General features: G+C 70.3%; 14 protein-coding genes. 4 read left to right on the forward strand and 10 right to left on the reverse strand.

All coding sequences use genetic code 11. The features are described from left to right. Positions 1-17: 17 nt before the first annotated feature. From OG219_RS08855 to OG219_RS08870, 3 genes are all read right to left on the reverse strand, one after another. Positions 18-1,112, reverse strand: coding sequence for a phosphotransferase family protein (locus tag OG219_RS08855; protein ID WP_266824643.1), 1,095 nt, complete (start codon positions 1,110-1,112; stop codon positions 18-20). Between the two features lie 12 nt (positions 1,113-1,124). Further along, on the reverse strand, positions 1,125-2,261 hold the full coding sequence (locus OG219_RS08860; RefSeq protein WP_266824645.1) for a hypothetical protein: 1,137 nt from the start codon (positions 2,259-2,261) through the stop codon (positions 1,125-1,127). 424 nt (positions 2,262-2,685) lie between these two features. Further along, complete coding sequence (locus OG219_RS08870) at positions 2,686-3,858, reverse strand: acyl-CoA dehydrogenase family protein (protein ID WP_266824649.1); 1,173 nt, start codon at positions 3,856-3,858, stop codon at positions 2,686-2,688. A 333-nt stretch (positions 3,859-4,191) separates the two neighbouring features. Here OG219_RS08870 and OG219_RS08875 point away from each other — a divergent pair, with 333 nt between their 5' ends. Further along, positions 4,192-5,463, forward strand: a complete 1,272-nt coding sequence (locus OG219_RS08875; RefSeq protein WP_266824651.1) for a glycoside hydrolase family 18 protein — start codon at positions 4,192-4,194, stop codon at positions 5,461-5,463. A gap of 51 nt (positions 5,464-5,514) precedes the next feature. Here OG219_RS08875 and OG219_RS08880 read toward each other — a convergent pair whose 3' ends face one another. Both OG219_RS08880 and OG219_RS08885 read right to left on the reverse strand, forming a co-directional pair. Further along, complete coding sequence (locus OG219_RS08880; RefSeq protein ID WP_266824653.1) at positions 5,515-6,180, reverse strand: TetR/AcrR family transcriptional regulator; 666 nt, start codon at positions 6,178-6,180, stop codon at positions 5,515-5,517. Between the two features lie 109 nt (positions 6,181-6,289). Next, positions 6,290-6,436: an SCO1431 family membrane protein gene (locus tag OG219_RS08885; RefSeq protein WP_266824655.1), complete on the reverse strand. Its 147-nt coding sequence runs from the start codon at positions 6,434-6,436 to the stop codon at positions 6,290-6,292. 222 nt (positions 6,437-6,658) lie between these two features. Between OG219_RS08885 and OG219_RS08890 the strand changes: the two genes are divergently transcribed. Beyond that, a complete protein-coding gene (locus OG219_RS08890) occupies positions 6,659-8,140 on the forward strand; it encodes a M1 family metallopeptidase (protein WP_266824657.1) in 1,482 nt (493 codons plus the stop codon). Between the two features lie 45 nt (positions 8,141-8,185). Here OG219_RS08890 and OG219_RS08895 read toward each other — a convergent pair whose 3' ends face one another. Then, a complete protein-coding gene (locus OG219_RS08895) occupies positions 8,186-9,565 on the reverse strand; it encodes a peptidase C39 family protein (RefSeq protein ID WP_266824659.1) in 1,380 nt (459 codons plus the stop codon). A gap of 235 nt (positions 9,566-9,800) precedes the next feature. On the opposite strand from OG219_RS08895, the gene OG219_RS08900 reads away from it, so the two are divergent. Both OG219_RS08900 and OG219_RS08905 read left to right on the forward strand, forming a co-directional pair. Continuing rightward, positions 9,801-10,421: a uridine kinase gene (locus tag OG219_RS08900; protein ID WP_266836041.1), complete on the forward strand. Its 621-nt coding sequence runs from the start codon at positions 9,801-9,803 to the stop codon at positions 10,419-10,421. A 434-nt stretch (positions 10,422-10,855) separates the two neighbouring features. Further along, positions 10,856-12,718, forward strand: a complete 1,863-nt coding sequence (locus OG219_RS08905; protein ID WP_266824661.1) for an AAA family ATPase — start codon at positions 10,856-10,858, stop codon at positions 12,716-12,718. Between the two features lie 226 nt (positions 12,719-12,944). Here the strand turns inward: OG219_RS08905 and OG219_RS08910 are convergent, their stop codons facing one another. The 4 genes from OG219_RS08910 to hisG form a co-directional block, all read right to left on the reverse strand. After that, positions 12,945-14,042 carry a hemolysin family protein gene (locus OG219_RS08910; protein ID WP_266824663.1) on the reverse strand — a complete coding sequence of 366 codons (1,098 nt, stop codon included), beginning with the start codon at positions 14,040-14,042 and terminating at the stop codon, positions 12,945-12,947. Further along, on the reverse strand, positions 14,039-15,364 hold the full coding sequence (locus OG219_RS08915; protein WP_266824665.1) for a hemolysin family protein: 1,326 nt from the start codon (positions 15,362-15,364) through the stop codon (positions 14,039-14,041). Before OG219_RS08915 ends, OG219_RS08910 begins: the two co-directional genes overlap by 4 nt. Before the next feature lie 199 nt (positions 15,365-15,563). After that, positions 15,564-16,019 (reverse strand): PH domain-containing protein, encoded by a 456-nt coding sequence (locus OG219_RS08920; RefSeq protein WP_266824667.1) that lies wholly within the window; start codon positions 16,017-16,019, stop codon positions 15,564-15,566. A 14-nt stretch (positions 16,020-16,033) separates the two neighbouring features. Beyond that, positions 16,034-16,891 (reverse strand): ATP phosphoribosyltransferase, encoded by an 858-nt coding sequence (gene hisG / locus OG219_RS08925; RefSeq protein ID WP_266824669.1) that lies wholly within the window; start codon positions 16,889-16,891, stop codon positions 16,034-16,036. Between the last annotated feature and the right edge of the window lies 1 nt (position 16,892).

A 16,892-nucleotide genomic window follows, 5' to 3' on the forward strand; every position in this document is an offset into this window, starting at 1 on the left:
CCGCGACCGACGACCGGTCAACTCCAGTAGCTGCCCTGCACCATGGCTCGCAGGCTGTCGTGGTGCAGGATCAGTGTGTCCGGGTCCCGGGGGACGGTGACCTCGCCGAAGTGCGCCTGGCGGTAGGCGATGCGCAGCATCAGGATCGCGTGGCGCAGAGCGGCGTACAGCGTGTAGAAGTCCATGTCCCGCGGTGTGTGGCCGGTGAGTTCGGCGTAGCGCCGCTCCACCCGGTCGCGGCGCAGGAAGTCGGGCAGGCCCGCCTGGCCGAAGCTCACGGTGAGGTCCTGGAAGAAGCGGTGCAGATAGACGGTCCAGCCGAGGTCCACCTCGCGCGGGGCCAGGGCCGCCATCTCCCAGTCGAGGACGGCGACGGGTTCGAAACCGTCGTAGATGACGTTCCCGATGCGCGCGTCGCCCCAGTTGAGCACCGCCTCGCCCTCCTCGCGCGGCCACAGGTCGTCGAGCCGGGCGAAGGCGCTCTCGATGAGGGGCGAGCGTGACAGTCCGTCAATCACCCATTCGTAGTAGGTGCGTTGGGCCTCGACGTGGCGGCGCAGTGGGCTGCGGTCGCCCGCCAGGGACAGGAAGTCCGCCTCCCTCACCGGTACTTGGTCGTGGAGACGCGCCAGAAGTCCGATCGAGGCCGACTCGAGGAGTTCGCGCTCTTCGTCGCTCGCCGCGTGCAGCCAATTCCCCTCGTACGTATAGGGCATGACGTCCGGCGGCACTCGTCCCGCGATGCGTTCCATGACGAAGAACGGCGCCCCGAGCGGGCCCGGGTCCTCCTCCAGCCACAGCACGCGGGGCACGGGCAGGTCGGTGTGCTCCGCGACCAGCCGCATCGTGCGGTACTGCCTGGGCATGTCGTAGACGGGGAAGACCGTGTACGCCGCCGGGTCCGCCGCCAGTCTCAACGCGCAGGCGCGCAGGGGCGGTTCGGGGTGCTCGATGTCGAAGAGCAGGGTTTCGCTGGACATGCCGTTGGACTCGGGGACGGTCACGTTCACCGCCCTGGCGCCGGGGAGGCGGGTGGCGAGCCAGCCGGTCAGCCGGCCGGTCAGCTCCTGGAGGTCGCGTGTCGTCGTACGCGGGCGGGGTGCTGTGGTCATCTCAGGGCCCCTTCAGCGCGCGACCGAGTCGAATCCGGTGAAGCCGCTGGGATCGTGGCGGCCGAACGAGCCGTGCTCGAAGATCCCGTGCCCGGTCCGGCCGTTCAGCGTGAAGCGGGCGGCGTGGTCGATCACCCCGTACCCGGCGAGGGGGTGAGCCGCCGGGTCGGAGAGGTCGTAGACGCGGCGGTCGGTCCAGCCGCGGCCGCGCCAGGTGCCGTGCTGCCAGTCGTCGGCGGGCGGATAGCCGGCGCCCACGGCCAGCGGGGAGGAGGTGAGGACCTCCACGCCCAGTTCCATGGGCTTGCGGTCCGCCGGATGCGTGAGGTGGATGACGGCGGACGTGGGGTGGCGGGTACCCGGGCGGTAGGTGATGTCGGCCTGGGGCCAGCCGAGTTGGAGGTCGCGATGCCCGTCGCGTACGAGTGTGGCGTCGTTGAGGGTGCGATGTCCGTCGGCGTCCTCCTGGATGACGACCATCAGGAACCGGTCCTCGAAGCGCACCGGGCACCAGAGCCAGTGGAATCCCTCGGTCGGGTTCTCGTCCGCGAGCCGGCCGCCCTCCTCGCCCGGAATCGGGCGCACGCCCCAGCTGCGGTCGCGGGTGCCGGTCCACTCGCCCGCCCCCACGGGTATGTCCTCGCCGTCGACGCGGATCACCCCCTCGACACCGCCCGCCTGCACGAAGCGGCGCCCCTCCAGGGTGAGCCGGCCACCGCGGCGCTGGACGTGATGCGGCTCCCAGAGGGCGGGGAAGTCGGCGGTCCAGGTGATGTCGTACGACAAGGAGTCCGCCCGGGAACCCGGCAGTGCGTCGGTCTCCAACTGGAGCCGCAGCCGGCGCAGTGGCTCCTCGACCGTGATCCGCAGCGGCCCCACGGAGAGGTTCATCCGGTCGTCGCCGAGCGCGTCCGACGCCCGTACGGCGTGCAGGCGGTCCCCGTCCCGCAGGGTGGCGTACGCGTCGATCACCCCGGCGTTCGGATACACGCCGAGCCCCACGATCAGCAGCGCCCGCCCGCGGTGGTCGAAGACGTGGAAGATGCAGCGGTCGTAGGCGTTCCGGTCCCCGGTCGCCACATGCTTCATGGACAGGGGCACCTGGTGCACGGGGTACTCGTCGAGGGCAACGGGGCGGTCGTCGGGCACGGCAGGCCTCCCTGGGCGCGCGGCAGTTGACGTCACCCGGAGGGGTGCGGGCCCCCGGCGGCGCAGTTGACGGTACGTCAGATGCCTGCCGGGGGCCAGATCGCGCGCCCGTCCGAAGCCCCCGTACGGGCTCGCCGCGAACTCACGGTCGATTCCGGGGGCCGGTGTCCTGCCCGCCCGCCCATGCGTTGCCCCGGTATGACCCCCACATATTCAGCGACCGGGCGTCGGCGCAGGATCCTCGTTCCGGCTCCCGCAGAATCGGTTCAGCGGCCGGTTCAGCAGGCGCCGCCGCTCCAGGATCCCCCCATCTACCGCGCCCTCATCCGCACCTGGTCCGACCGAGGCCGTACGCTGCCGGGGCGCCACGACCCGGAGTGGGTCCGGCTGGCGTCGCCTTCGACGATGTACGGCCACGGGCAGTTCAGCGGGACTCAGGACCCGCGAGGTGACGGGCGATGACCATCCGCTGGATCTGATTGGTGCCTTCGACGATCTGGAGGACCTTGGCCTCGCGCATGTAGCGCTCGACGGGGAAGTCGGCGGTGTAGCCGTACCCGCCGAGGACCTGGACGGCGTCCGTGGTGACCTTCATCGCGGTGTCCGTGCACAGCAGCTTGGCCATGGCCGCCTGCTTGGAGAACGGCCGGCCCTCGTCGCGCAGGCGTGCGGCGGCGAGGTAGAGCGCCCGGCCCGCCTCGATCTGCGTCGCCATGTCCGCGAGCATGAAGCGCAGCCCCTGGAAGTCCGAGATCGGCCGCCCGAACTGGAGCCTGCCGGTGGCGTAGGCCAGGGCCTCGTCGAGGGCCGCCTGGGCCACGCCGATCGCGCAGGCCGCGATGCCGAGGCGCCCGGAGTCGAGCGCGGACAGGGCGATCGCGAAGCCCTGGCCCTCGTCGCCGATCCGCCGGTCCTCGGAAACCCGTACGCCGTCGAAGTGGACCTGTGCGGTGGGCGAGCCCTTCATGCCCATCTTCTTCTCGGGCGGCGCGGCACTCAGGCCCTCGGCGTCGCCCGGCACCAGGAAGGCCGTGATGCCGCGGGCGCCCTCGCCGCCGCTGCGCGCGAGCACGGTGTAGAAGTCGGCGATTCCGCCGTGGGTGATCCAGGCCTTGGTGCCCGTGATCACCCAGTCGTCACCGTCCCGTACGGCCTTCGTCCGCAATGACGCGGCATCCGAGCCCGAGGACGGTTCGGAGAGGCAGTACGCGCCGAGGAGGCCGCCACCGAGCATCGCGGGCAGATGTTCGGCCTGCTGCTCCTTGGTGCCGTAGTTCGCGAGGGCGTGGCAGGCGAGGGAGTGCACGCTGACGCCGAGGCCGATGGTGAGGCGGGCCGCGGCGAGCTCTTCGAGGGCCTGGAGATAGACCTCGTACGGCTGGTCGCCGCCGCCGTACCCGGAGTCATAGGGCAGACCGAGCAGTCCTGACTCGGACAGCAGGCGGAAGACATCGCGCGGGAAGTGCCCGGCCTCCTCCTGCTCGGCCGCCTGCGGGGCGATCTCGCGCTGCGCGATGTCGCGTACGAGCGAGATCAGATCCCGGGCCTCGTCCGTGGGCAGTTGACGGTCCACCGGCTGCGGGGCGCGGTCGGGCATGGGGACGCTCTCCTCCCTGTTGGGCACTGGCGAACGCTCACCTTGGGTGGGGTGGCTCCCGCTTGGTCTCACTGGCCTCGACCGATGCTGCCGTTCCGGGTTGCGGAACCTGCTGACCAGCGGCTGTGGCGCTGTGAGTATGCCCGATCGGAGGCACCCAGTCACCAGTTAACGACCGCTTACTAAAAGAAAGGGAAATTGGTCCGAACCATTGACGCACTGGTCTAGTCCTCCTAGGGTTCCTCCAACGCCTCACCGCGTTCATGCCAAACAGCACTCAGCAGGTCCCAGCACGACTCCCCCACGCTCCCCTCCCCCCACGAGGAGACATCGATGCGCAGACCGCACCGTCCCCGCGCCGTCTTCCGGGCGCTCCTGTCCGCCGCCTGTTGCGCCGTTCTCGGCGCGGGGCTGCTGGCCGGCGCCGGCGCCGCGACAGCCACCACCGAATCCGCCCCCGCCGCGGCCGACACGCAGGCCGGCGCCGCCCAGGCCGCCGCGGCCGGCTCCAAGGTCGTCGGTTACTTCACCGAATGGGGCACCTACGACCGCAAGTACTACGTCAAGAACATCGAGACCTCCGGCTCGGCGGCCAAGCTCACGCACATCAACTACGCCTTCGGCAACGTGACCGGCGGCCAGTGCGCGATGGGCGACGCGTACGCCGCGACCGACCGGACGTACACCGCGGCCGAGTCCGTCGACGGTGTCGCCGACACCTGGGACCAGCCGCTGCGCGGCAACTTCAACCAGCTGCGCGAGCTGAAGAAGCTGCACCCGAACCTCAAGGTCCTCTGGTCCTTCGGCGGTTGGACCTGGTCCAGCGGGTTCGGCGCGGCCGCCGCGAACCCGGCCGCGTTCGCCCAGTCCTGCTACGACCTGGTCGAGAACTCCAAGTGGGCGGATGTCTTCGACGGCATCGACATCGACTGGGAGTACCCCAACGCGTGCGGTGCCACCTGTGACACCAGCGGCCGGGAGGCGTACAAGAACCTGATGGCGGCGCTGCGTGCGAAGTTCGGCACGGGCAACCTCGTCACCTCGGCGATCACGGCCGACGCCACCAGCGGCGGCAAGATCGACGCGGCGAACTACGCGGGCGCCGCGCAGTACGTCGACTGGTACAACCCGATGACGTACGACTTCTTCGGCGCCTGGGCCGCCACAGGGCCGACGGCCCCGCACTCGCCGCTGACCTCGTACACCGGCATCCCGACGGCCAACTACTACACCGACGCGACCATCGCGAAGCTCAAGGGCCTGGGGATACCGGCCTCGAAGCTGCTCCTCGGCATCGGCTTCTACGGGCGCGGCTGGACCGGGGTCACCCAGGCGACGCCGGGCGGCACGGCGACCGGCGCGGCGGCGGGAACGTACGAGGCGGGCATCGACGACTACAAGGTGCTCAAGACGAAGTGCCCGGCAACAGGAACGGTCGCGGGCACGGCGTACGCCAAGTGCGGTACCAACTGGTGGAGTTACGACACCCCGTCGACCATCGCGACCAAGATGACGTACAAGAACGCACAGGGCCTGGGAGGCACCTTCTTCTGGGAGCTGAGCGGTGACACCACGAGCGGTGAGCTGATCAAGTCGATCAACTAGCCGTACTGGCAGGTCACTTGGGGCGGGAGTCCGGCGGCTCCCGCCCTTCGCTCATGCGTCCCGGCGGGCCGGCGCCGGGGCCACGTACGAGGGATCCAGCTCCTCGACCGCGCGCATGGCGCCGCCCAGCATCTTCACCAGCAGCTCGCGCATGGTGTCGCGCGGCAACACCTGGTCCTGGTGGCCGATCCAGTCGAGGGTCGCCCCCTCGACGCTGCAGAGCCAGCCGAGCAGGGCCATCCGCGGCAGGGGTGCGATCTCGCGCCGCCCGTACGCCCCTTCGGCGATGGTCTCGACGATGACCTCGCGTACGCCGTCCCGGACGGCCTGCACCTCGGCGTCGAAGCCGACTCCGCCGCTGATGATCGTGCGGTACGCGGACTGGTTGTGTTCGGCGTAGCGCAGATAGCCGTCGATGGTGCGGTGCACGCGCTGCGCCGGGGGGAGTTCGAGGCCGCTCGCCGCCCGGGAGACCAGCTCGGTGACCGAGTCCTCGATGATCGCGAGGTAGTAGCCGCGCTTTGACTTGAAGTAGTAGTAGATCAGCCCCTTGGCGACATGCGCCTGTCGCGCGATGTCGTCCATCGACAGCGCGTCGTACGACGTGTCGGCGAACAACTTGCGTCCGATGGCGATGAGTTCGGCGCGGCGCGCCAGTGAGCGGTCGGTACCGCGCGCTCTTGGACGCTCGACGCCACGCTGTTGACTACTATTCAATTTCGGTCCTGGTCTCCGGCTGCCGGCGGGACATCCGAAGTATGGCAGACCGACGCCACCTGCTCGTTCGACTCTCGTCGACCGCGCGGGCGCCCGCCGCGGGTTCAGCTCACAGCAGGCCCAGCTGCGTGACGAGCATGGCCAGGACGACCACGAAGGTCCAGCCGGCGAGGTGCTCAAGGATCTTGGGTCCGTCGTCCTTGGGGCCGCCCGTGCGGGCGCGGACGCGGGTGGCGGTGGCGGAGCTCGCGGTCATGGCATCTCGCTGACGTAGTGGTGCGGTGGACTCCCCCGCCTCCCGTCGGCTCCCCACCGACCCGACCACCTTGCCACCGGAACGGGTTTCAGTGGTAGAGACCTTGGTCACTCCAGACAAATCCGAACACTTCGATCAGCTTCGAATGGCTTCTTTTCCCACAACGGTCCCCGCAGAGTGTGCGTCTCATCACACGACAGCCAGCCGACCGAAAGGCCCTCGATGGACACGTTCCGGACGCCCCGCCGCAGCGCCCGTCTCGCCCTCGCGACCGCGATCACCGTGGCGGCCGCCCTGACGGGTCCGGTCTCGCAGGCCGCTTCCGCGAGCTCGGGCGCCCCTTCTCCCGGTGCGGCAGGGCTCGGCGACCCGATCTTCCCGCTCGACGGCAACGGTGGCTACGAGGTGAGCCGCTACACCCTCGACTTCGACTGGCAGGCCCCTAAGACCCCCTTCGCGGCGTCGACGACGATCAAGGCGACCGCGACACAGGCCCTGTCCCGCTTCAACCTGGACTTCGCGGGCAACACCCTGCACGAGGTGACCGTGAACGGGCGGCCGGCGGCCACCGTTCGCGACGGCGACGAGCTGGTGATCACCCCCGCGAGCACCCTCGCCCGGGGCAAGGCCTTCACGGTCGAGGTCACCTACACCGCCGACCCGACCCAGATCCGCCACCGCGACGACGCCATCGAGGACTACGGCTGGATCCCGACGCCCGACGGCACGGTGCTCTATCCGCAGCCCAACGGCGCCAAGATGATCTTCCCGTCGAACGACCACCCGAGCAGTCGCGCACCCATCACCTTCCGCATCACCACACCGGCCGGACTGTCGGCCGTGGCCAACGGCAGGCTCACCGACCGCACCGAGCAGGCCGACGGGCGCGTGCGGTGGACGTACGACTCCGAACAGCCGGTGGCGGCGCAGCTCGCCCAGCTGGCGATCGGCAGGTTCACCTTCGTCGACAGCACGGGCCCGCACGGGCTGCCGATCCGCGATGTGGTCCCGGACGACCTGGTGGCGCCGACCGAGCAGTACCGCAAGCTCACCGCCGGCCACATCACCTGGCTGGAGGAGCGGCTCGGCCCCTATCCCTTCAACCGGTACGGCCTCCTCGTCGGCGACACCGACCTCGGCGTCGCCCTGGAGACCCAGACGCTCTCCCTGATCCCGAAGGCCGACCTGCTCGGCGACCAGGTCAGCGCCGAGCGGAACCTGGTGCACGAGCTCACCCACCAGTGGACCGGCGACAGCGTGGGCATGAAGACCTGGTCCGACCTGTGGCTGAGCGAGGGCCACGCACGGTTCTACGAGCGGCTGTACTCCGAGGCGCACGGCGGCGTCAGCTTCGAAGAGACCATGAAGACCGCGTACGAGAATCACGACCAGTGGCGCCACGACTACGGCGCCCCGGCCGAACCGACCGAGCCGAACCTCTTCAAGCGGATGCGGTACGACGGTTCGACCCTCGTCCTGTACGCGCTGCGCGAGCAGGTCGGCCAGGAGACCTTCGGGAAGATCGAGCGGGCCTGGGTCACCAAGTACCGCGGAAAGACCGCGAGTACGCAGGACTTCGTCGACCTGGCGTCCAAGGTCGCGGGCGAGGATCTCGACGGTTTCCTGCACCCGTGGCTCTACGGCGCGAAGACACCGCCGATGCCGGGCCACCCCGACTGGGTGGTCACTCCGGTCCAGAGCTGAACCGACGGGCGGCCCCTTCACGGGGGTGAGGGGCCGCCCGTCTCCTCAGCGGACCCCGACCGCCGCGAGCGCCGCGAGCTGTCGCACCGACGGTTGCGCCGGGAAGTACAGGTAGCAGACGCCACCGGTGCCGGACGCGACGTTCCCTGCGGCGTTGTACCGCTTCGTGCGCAGCCAGATGTTCTCGAACTCGCGGCGCTGGTAGACGCGGCGCACCGCGGCGTCGTCGGCCGACGCCGGGTCGTTGGCGATCACATCACCGTCGGCGGTGAATCCGATGACGGTCATCAGGTGGCCCGAGGTGCCGTAACCCGCCCCGGTCAGCTCGGACTTGAGGAACGACTGCGACGTTATGGCCGGGATGCCGGCGGCGATCAGCGTCTCCAGCTCGGTCAGCGAGCCGAGCCGGGTCACCACGCCCTGGAGGTCCTTGTACGTCGACGCGTACGCGGCGTTGAAGGGCCAGTTGCCGCAGCCGGCGTACTGGTAGTCGTACGTGTAGCGGGCCGCGTGGCACACCTGCGGGTCCGTGAAGTCCGGGTCGACCCAGGCCAGTTGCTCCGCCGTCGGCTTGCGGCCCCAGTACTCGATGATCATCTGCGAGGAGGTGGGGCTGCACCAGGCCTCGCCGCCGTTGTCGTACTGGGGGTACTGGCCCGCGTGGGTCTCCTGCGAGTAGCGCGGGACCTTCAGCTCCTGGGCGAGGCCGGGCGTGGAGGCCGGGACGGTGAAACGGTCCGGGATGTCGGAGCCCATCGCGCCGAGCCGCCATACCGTGGGCGTGATCTTGGTGCCCGGGGTGCGGTACAGCGTCAGTCGCAGCCGGTAGGAGACCAGGCGCAGGCCCGAGGCCGCGTCGTCGATGGAGAAGGTGTCGGTCCAGACACTGCTCCTGCCGTCGCTCTGGTCGTCGACGGAGGTCCGCCTGATGTCCTGGTCGCCGGCCGCCCAGCGGCCCAGCACGTACCAGGGGGTCTCGGTTCCGTCCGAGTAGGTGCCCGTCAGCTCGACCTGGAGCCAGGTCCCGGCCGGGGTGTCCGCGTTCCACGAGGCGACGGCCTCGGTGGCGGGGACCGCGAGCTTGTGGAGGGGGGACGTCCAGGTCGCGTACTCCCAGATGGCGGTCCTGTTGGTGTGCGGGTCGGTGTACGTCATGGTGCCGGCCGGGGTCGCGATCACCAGACCGGGACGGACACCGGGCACCGCCCGCGTGCCTTTCGCGGTGCCGCCGCGCCAGTCGGAGTACGAGACCCAGGCGCGGTTGTCCACGGGACCGGACGGCGCCTTCGACGGCGCTTTCGACCGGGCACTCGCCGAGCGCTCGGGTGAGTCCGCGGCCGCCGCCGGACTCGCGGCACCCGCCGCGGCCGCGACCACCGCCGCGGTCAGGAGAGTTCTGCGGGACGGCTGTTCAGCTCTGTGCATGGATGAGTGACCCCCGGGTGTCCGATCCGAAACGGGCAAGTCCAGTGCGCGGGTGTGCGCCAACTATGAAGGCCGCCCCCGGCTTCTGCCAGCACTTTTGACCTCGCGGCGCCCACCAATATTGGTCGGGACCGGTGGCATGGCCCGGAACGCGGTGGACCCGGACGCGTGGCAGCCGCCCGGTATAGAGTTTTGATGAGAAATACGCCAGTAACGCACCCTCCCGGGATCTCCCATCCAAGACCTCGCCTCACATCTGCGCCGGCTGCCGCCCTCCTGCGGCCCGGTCCGCCTGATCGGAGTCGACGGCCACGCGGGCTCCGGAAAGACCACCTTCGCCGGGCGGCTGGCCGCGGAACTGGGCGGCGCACCCGTACTGCACCTCGACGACATCGCGACGCACGAGGAGCTCTTCGCCTGGACCGGGCGGCTGCTGCGCCAGGTGATCGAGCCGCTGCGGCACGGCGGGACGGCGCGCTATGCCCCGTACGACTGGACCGCCCGGAGCTTCGGACCGGTCCGCGAGCTGCCGCCGGCCCCCGTGATCGTCCTGGAGGGTGTCGGCGCGGGCCGCCGTGCGCTGCGCCCGTATCTCGCGCGGCTGGTGTGGATGGAGTTGCCGCACGACGAGGCGTGGACGCGTGGGCGGCGGCGGGACGGCGAGGCGCAGGACGAGTTCTGGGACGAATGGGTCTCCGCCGAGCGCCGGCACTTCGCCGAGGACCCCTCCAGGCCGTTCGCCGATCTTCTGGCGCGGCAGTGTTCCGAGGGATATGAGGTGCTTCCCGGGCCCACTGGGACCCTTGGACCGGACCTGGACATCACTCACGGTGATGGACCATCCGCAGTGTGCTGAACTTGTGAAGACCCTCGCGTGAGAAGTTCCTTCAGTGCCTCAACTCGGCTTGACCGGGGGGCCGTACAGGTCTTACGTTCTGAATGTGCGGCCGATCGAGGCCGCCCCGCAGACGCGAAGCCCCCGGTTGTTCCCCCGTGATCGGGGGCTTCGTTCTGCCCCGAGCCCGTTTCCGGACGCTCCGAGGCGCGATTCGCTCACCCTCGGTCACCAAGCCGAGTGCGCCCCATCTGCTCCCACCTCGTCGAACGAGGCGTGCGGCACCCTTCGGCCGGGCACTCCCTCGCAGGTACGATGCCTCTCGGTGCGATATTCGGACGGCTGCTCTGCGCACCGGTGCAACTCCCGTCCGCGGCACAGCGGTTCGACCTAGGCTGCCGACGGGCACCGGCCCGGCGGAGGACCATCGGGGGCACGGTTTGTGGGGGGACGGGATGGACTTCGGCACGCAGGGCCCGGAGGCCCCGGCCGACCTCGCCTGGCTGCGGGGGGTGGACGCCTACACGATGGGCGCCTATCCGCAGGCGGAGGAGGAATTCCGTACCGCGGTGCGGATGGACCCGGGGATGGCGGACGGCTGGCTCGGACTGCACGCGCTGCGGGTGGACACGACGACCGCGCTGCTCAGGATGTTCCGGCACCGGGAGCGCTTCGGGGAGCAGCGCACCCGCCACCGCCGTACCCTCAACTCCTGGTACTGGCTGGGCTGGTGGGTGCAGCCGGTCCTTGAGAGCCCGCGCGATCTGCTGCTCGCGCACGCCTCGCACTGGCTGGACGGACGCCATGTACCCGAGCTGGACCGGGCGTTGGCGGGCCTGCCGCCCGTCGACACCGACCCCCAGGTGCGCTTCCTGCACGCCTGCCGCGCGTATCTGGTCAAGGACTGGGAGCAGTTGGTCCGGCACACGGATCCGCTGATCCACGATCCGATGCTGGGCATCGAGGCCGGTCTCTTCGGCGGCATGGCCCGGGTGCGCCTGGAGATGTTCGGGCAGGCCGAGCCGCTCCTCTCCTCCGCCCTGATGCGCTGTCGCAGCGAGCAGCCGCAGCGCAAGGAGCTGCGGTACTGGCTGGCGCGGGCGCACGAGGGCACCGGGAGGTCCGCCGCCGCGCTGCCCCTGTACCGGGCCGTGCACCGGGTGGACCCCGCCTTCATGGACACCTCGGCGCGGCTCGCGGCGATCTCCGAGGGCGACGGGTACGACGAGGTCAGCGACCTCGCGGCGATCACCCTCGCCGGAGTCGGCCAGGACATGATGGAGGGGCCCGACGGCATCGATCCGCTGTTCGGCACCGAGGGGCGGGACCTGAAGCTCTCGGAGCCCGGCCTTGTGCCGCCGGGCGCGCTGCCGCCGGAGGCCGACGCGGTGCGCGAGAAGGCCGTGGTGCCGGTGCAGCCGCTGCCGCCGGGGCCGACCGACCCCTCGTTACTCGACGAGGCGCTCGCCGAGCTGGAGCGCATGGTGGGCCTGGAGCCGGTGAAGCGCCAAGTGAAGGCGCTCTCCGCGCAGCTGAACATGGCGAGACTGCGCGCCGGGCAGGGCCTCCCGGTCCAGCCGCCCAAGCGGCACTTCGTCTTCTCCGGCCCCTCGGGCACCGGTAAGACCACCGTGGCCCGCATCCTCGGCCGGGTCTTCTACGCACTCGGGCTGCTCGGCGGCGACCACCTGGTGGAGGCCCAGCGGGCGGACCTGGTCGGCGAATACCTCGGCCAGACGGCCGTGAAGGCGAACGAGCTGATCGACTCGGCCATCGGCGGTGTGCTCTTCGTGGACGAGGCGTACTCGCTGTCCAACTCCGGCTACGGCAAGGGTGACGCGTACGGCGACGAAGCCCTGCAGGTGCTCCTGAAGCGGGCCGAGGACAACCGCGACCACCTGGTCGTCATACTCGCCGGCTACCCCGAGGGCATGGACCGCCTGCTGACCGCCAACCCCGGTCTCTCCTCCCGCTTCACCACCCGCGTCGACTTCCCCTCCTACCGCCCGCTCGAACTCACCTCCATCGGTGAGGTTCTGGCCGCCGAGAACGGCGACGTGTGGGACGAGGAGGCGTTGGACGAGCTGCGCTCGATCGCGGGGCACGTCGTCGATCAGGGGTGGATCGACGAGCTCGGCAACGGGCGGTTTCTGCGGACGCTGTACGAGAAGAGCTGCGCGTATCGGGATCTGCGGCTCTCCGGCTACCCCGGCGTGCTGTCCCGGGACGACTTGTCGACACTGCGGCTGCCGGATCTGATGCAGGCGTACGGCGAGGTTCTCTCCGGGCGGGGGCCGCAGGATCCGTCGACGGCGTAGGTGGGGGGGGCGGCTCCGGGCGTTTTTTCGCCCCCTCCGCCCCTACCCGTCCCTTGCTTCTGGGGCTGCGCCCCAGACACCCTGGGTTGTTTGTTCGCTGCGGGGCGGTGGGGGCTTGTCGCGCAGTTCCCCGCGCCCCTTCAGGGGCGCGGGGAACTGCGCAGTCTTTTAGGGAGCCCCCAGGGACGGGAAGGGTAGGGGCGGCGGGGGCGAAGAAACCCCGTGCTCAGCTCGCCAGCGCCTGTGCCTCCTCCGGGGCCTCGCTCGCTCGGGGTTCCGAGACCCGTACCGGCGGCGCCGGAACCTCCCGGTGTGCCGGGTCGCGTACCTCGCCGACCAGGAGTTCCAGTACGTCCTCCAGTGCGACGAGGCCCACGACCTTGCCGGACGCGTCGGCGACCTGGGCGAGGTGCGTCGCGGCGCGGCGCATCACGGTGAGGGCGTCGTCCAGGGGGAGTTCGGCCCGCAGGGTCGTCATGGCGTGCCAGTTCTGCTGGGGCACCGCCCGGTCGGATTCCTCCAGGTCCAGTACGTCCTTCACGTGCAGGTAGCCCATGAAGGCGCCGTTCTCCGCGACCACCGGGAACCGGGAGTACCCGGTGCGGGCGGTGAGCGCGACGACCTGGCCCGGGGTGACCGAGGGGCCCACGGTCACCAGGGAGCCGGAGTCGAGGAGGACGTCCGTGACCGGGCGGGAGCCCAGCTCCAGGGCGTCCTCGAGGCGCTCCTGCTCCTCGGGGTCGAGAAGGCCCGCCTGGCCGGAGTCCTCGACGAGGCGGTTGAGCTGCTCACTTGTGAAGACCGCCTCGACCTCGTCCCTGGGCTCCACGCGGAACAGCTTCAGGATCATCCGCGCGCAGGCCCCGAGGCCCACGGTGACCGGCCGGCACAGCCGCGCGAACGCGACCAGGCCCGGGCTGAGCCACAGCGCCGTCTTCTCGGGCGCGGCCATCGCCAGGTTCTTCGGCACCATCTCGCCGATGACCAGGTGGAAGAAGACGACCGAGGCGAGCGCGATGACGTACCCGAGGGGGTGGATCACGCCGTGCGGCATGTGGACCGCCTCGAAGAGCGGCTCAAGGAGCTGCGCGACGGTCGGCTCGGCGACCGCGCCGAGCGTCAACGAGCAGACGGTGATGCCGAACTGGGCCGCCGCCATCATCTGCGGCAGTCGCTCCAGGCCGTACAGCACCTGTCGGGCACGCGCAGTCCCGAGCGGTTCGATCTGGCTGCGCCGTACGGAGACGAGCGCGAACTCGGCGCCGACGAAGAAGCCGTTGGCGAGCACCAGCAGGGCGGCGAACAGGAGTTGGAGCACGCTCATCGGACGGCCTCCGCGACAGGCACGGTCCGCACGAGCCGTACGCGTTCGGCGCGGTAGTGCCCGACCTGGCGCACCAGCAGCCGCCAGCCCGGCAGTTCCACCTTGTCACCGGCGGCCGGGATACGGCCGAGCAGATCGGCGACGAGGCCCGCCACGGTCTCGTACGGGCCCTCGGGCACGTCGAGGCCTATGCGCTTGAGGACGTCGACGCGGCAGCTGCCGTCGGCCTCCCACGCGGGCTTCCCGTCCTCGGGCGGTGCCGCCGCGAGTTCGGGCAGATCCTGTCCGTCGTGCTCGTCGCGGACCTCGCCGACGAGTTCCTCGACGATGTCCTCCAGGGTGACGACGCCCGCCGTGCCGCCGTACTCGTCGACGACGACGGCGATCGGCTGATCGCTGCGCAACTGCTCCAGTAGCGGCCGCACCGGCAGAGTCTCCGGGACCAGCAGCGGGGCCTGGGCGATCCGGCCGACGGGGGTGCGCAGCCGGTCCCGCGAGGGCACCGCGAGGGCGTCCTTGAGGTGGACCATGCCGACGATCTCGTCGATCCGCTCACGGTAGACGGGGAAGCGGGACAGGCCGGTGGCCCGGGTGAGGTTGACGACGTCCTCGGCGGTCGCCGACGACTGCAGGGCGCTGACCTTCACGCGCGGCGTCATGACGTGCTGCGCGGTCAGATCGGCCAGCGACATGGTGCGTACGAAGAGATCCGCGGTGTCCTGCTCCAGGGCACCGGCCTGTGCCGAGTGCCGGGCAAGGGAGACGAGTTCGCCGGGGGTGCGGGCGGAGGCCAGCTCCTCGGCGGGCTCGACGCCCAGGGCCCGTACGAGCCGGTTGGCCACCGCGTTGAGCGCGGCGATCACCGGCCGGAACGTGCGGGCGAACATGTGCTGCGGGCCCGCGACGAAGCGGGCGACCTGGAGGGGCTTGGACACGGCCCAGTTCTTGGGCACGAGTTCGCCGATGACCATCTGCACGGCCGCGGCCAGCAGCATGCCGACGACCACGGCGACGCCGGGCACGGCGCCCTCGGGCAGGCCGGTCGCGGTGAACGGCCCGTGCAGGAGTTCGGCGAGTGCCGGTTCGGCGAGCATGCCGACGACGAGTGAGGTGATGGTGATGCCGAGCTGGGTGCCGGAGAGCTGGAAGGACAGCTCCTTGAGCGAGTTGACGACTGTCGCAGCCCGTCGGTCGCCCTCGGCGGCCGCCTTCTCGGCGTCGGGCTTGTCGACCGTGACCAGGCCGAACTCCGCCGCGACGAAGAATCCGTTGGCGAGGATGAGCAGGAATGCCGCCCCAAGGAGCAGCAAGGGGATGATCATGCCGCCGCCTCGATATGTCGGAAGGGGGCGGCGCAGGTACTACAGGACGATCCGTCCATCGCTGGAGGGAGTCACTCCTCGGGTAGCTGGGGGCCTCTGAACACCGGGTGGCACATCAGTGGCGGAGGCGCGATGAAAACGCCTCCGCCAACAGATTAATCAAGACATGGGCCCGTGCGGCAGGGTGGAAGGGTGAGAGTCAGCCCTGATGTTCCTCGGGGTGGCCTGTGGAGCGGGCTTCGGCGAGGGCGCGCAGTGCGCGTGCGTCCTCGATCGCGCGGTGTTTGGCGATGCCCGGCTGGATGCCGAGCGCGGGCAGGCTGGTGCCGTCACTGAGGTTGAGGAACACCCAGGGATCGCCCGGCCGAAGGTTGACCTGGAGGATCTCCGCCCAGGCCAGGCGCCTGCTGCTGGCGATGTTGACGACGGTGACGCCGCCCTCGTCGGCGACGACCTTCGGCCTGGCCAGCATCAGGAGCACCCCGAAGATCAGGGCCCCGGTGACGATGAAGCTGAGTCTCTCCCCCGGGCCGAGCTGCTCCAGGAGCATCACGACTGTGGTCAGGACCACAAGGATCGCCACACCGGTGCTGACCAGGACGGCCCGGGTTCGCCGCGGCCGGAAAGTGACGGGCAGGGCGGGAAGTTCGGACATGGTCTTGAGGTCCTTCAGAGCCGGCAGGCGTGGATGGCCGTGGTCAGGATGGCCCGTGCTCCGAGCTCGTACAGGTCGTCCATGATGCGCTGCGCCTCCTTGGACGGGACCATCGCGCGGACGGCGACCCAGCCCTCGTTGTGCAGCGGCGAGATCGTCGGCGACTCGAGGCCCGGGGTGAGCGCGACGGCCTTCTCCAGGTGCTCGGCGCGGCAGTCGTAGTCCATCATCACGTACGTCCGTGCCACCAGGACGCCCTGGAGGCGGCGCAGGAACTGCTGCACCTTTGGCTCGGCGTCCTCGGTAGCGTCGGCTCCGACGCGGCGGATGACGACGGCCTCGGACTTCATGATCGGGTCGCCGAACACTTCGAGGCCCGCGTTGCGCAGCGAGGTGCCGGTCTCGACGACGTCCGCGATGACCTCGGCTACGCCCAGTTCGATGGCGGTCTCGACGGCGCCGTCGAGGTGGACGACGGAGGCGTCGACGCCGTGGTCGGCGAGGTGCTTGGCGACGATGCCCTCGTAGGAGGTGGCCACGGTCTTGCCGGCCAGGTCCGCGATGCCGGCCGCCGTACCGGGCTTGCCGGCGAAGCGGAAGGTGGAGCGGGCGAAGCCGAGCGGGAGGATCGGCTCGGCGTTGGCGCCCGAGTCGATCAGCAGGTCGCGGCCGGTGATGCCGATGTCGAGGCGGCCGGAGGAGACGTAGATCGCGATGTCGCGGGGGCGGAGGTAGAAGAACTCGACCTCGTTCTCCGGGTCGACGATCCGCAGCTCCTTGGACTCCCGGCGCTGCTGGTAGCCGGCCTCATGCAGCATCTCCGCCGCAGGTCCTGACAGGGAACCCTTGTTGGGGACGGCGATGCGCAGCATG

This window comes from Streptomyces sp. NBC_00038, from assembly GCF_026343635.1.
Classification (GTDB): Bacteria; Actinomycetota; Actinomycetes; order Streptomycetales; family Streptomycetaceae; genus Streptomyces.

Coding starts and splice junctions, on each gene's coding strand:
- OG219_RS08910 (WP_266824663.1), bottom strand. CDS start 14,042: ATGAGCGTGCTCCAACTCCTGTTCGCCGCCCTGCTGGTGCTCGCCAAC.
- OG219_RS08875 (WP_266824651.1), top strand. CDS start 4,192: ATGCGCAGACCGCACCGTCCCCGCGCCGTCTTCCGGGCGCTCCTGTCC.
- OG219_RS08915 (WP_266824665.1), bottom strand. CDS start 15,364: ATGATCATCCCCTTGCTGCTCCTTGGGGCGGCATTCCTGCTCATCCTC.
- OG219_RS08855 (WP_266824643.1), bottom strand. CDS start 1,112: ATGACCACAGCACCCCGCCCGCGTACGACGACACGCGACCTCCAGGAG.
- OG219_RS08905 (WP_266824661.1), top strand. CDS start 10,856: ATGGACTTCGGCACGCAGGGCCCGGAGGCCCCGGCCGACCTCGCCTGG.
- hisG (WP_266824669.1), bottom strand. CDS start 16,891: ATGCTGCGCATCGCCGTCCCCAACAAGGGTTCCCTGTCAGGACCTGCG.
- OG219_RS08920 (WP_266824667.1), bottom strand. CDS start 16,019: ATGTCCGAACTTCCCGCCCTGCCCGTCACTTTCCGGCCGCGGCGAACC.
- OG219_RS08870 (WP_266824649.1), bottom strand. CDS start 3,858: ATGCCCGACCGCGCCCCGCAGCCGGTGGACCGTCAACTGCCCACGGAC.
- OG219_RS08895 (WP_266824659.1), bottom strand. CDS start 9,565: ATGCACAGAGCTGAACAGCCGTCCCGCAGAACTCTCCTGACCGCGGCG.
- OG219_RS08885 (WP_266824655.1), bottom strand. CDS start 6,436: ATGACCGCGAGCTCCGCCACCGCCACCCGCGTCCGCGCCCGCACGGGC.
- OG219_RS08890 (WP_266824657.1), top strand. CDS start 6,659: ATGGACACGTTCCGGACGCCCCGCCGCAGCGCCCGTCTCGCCCTCGCG.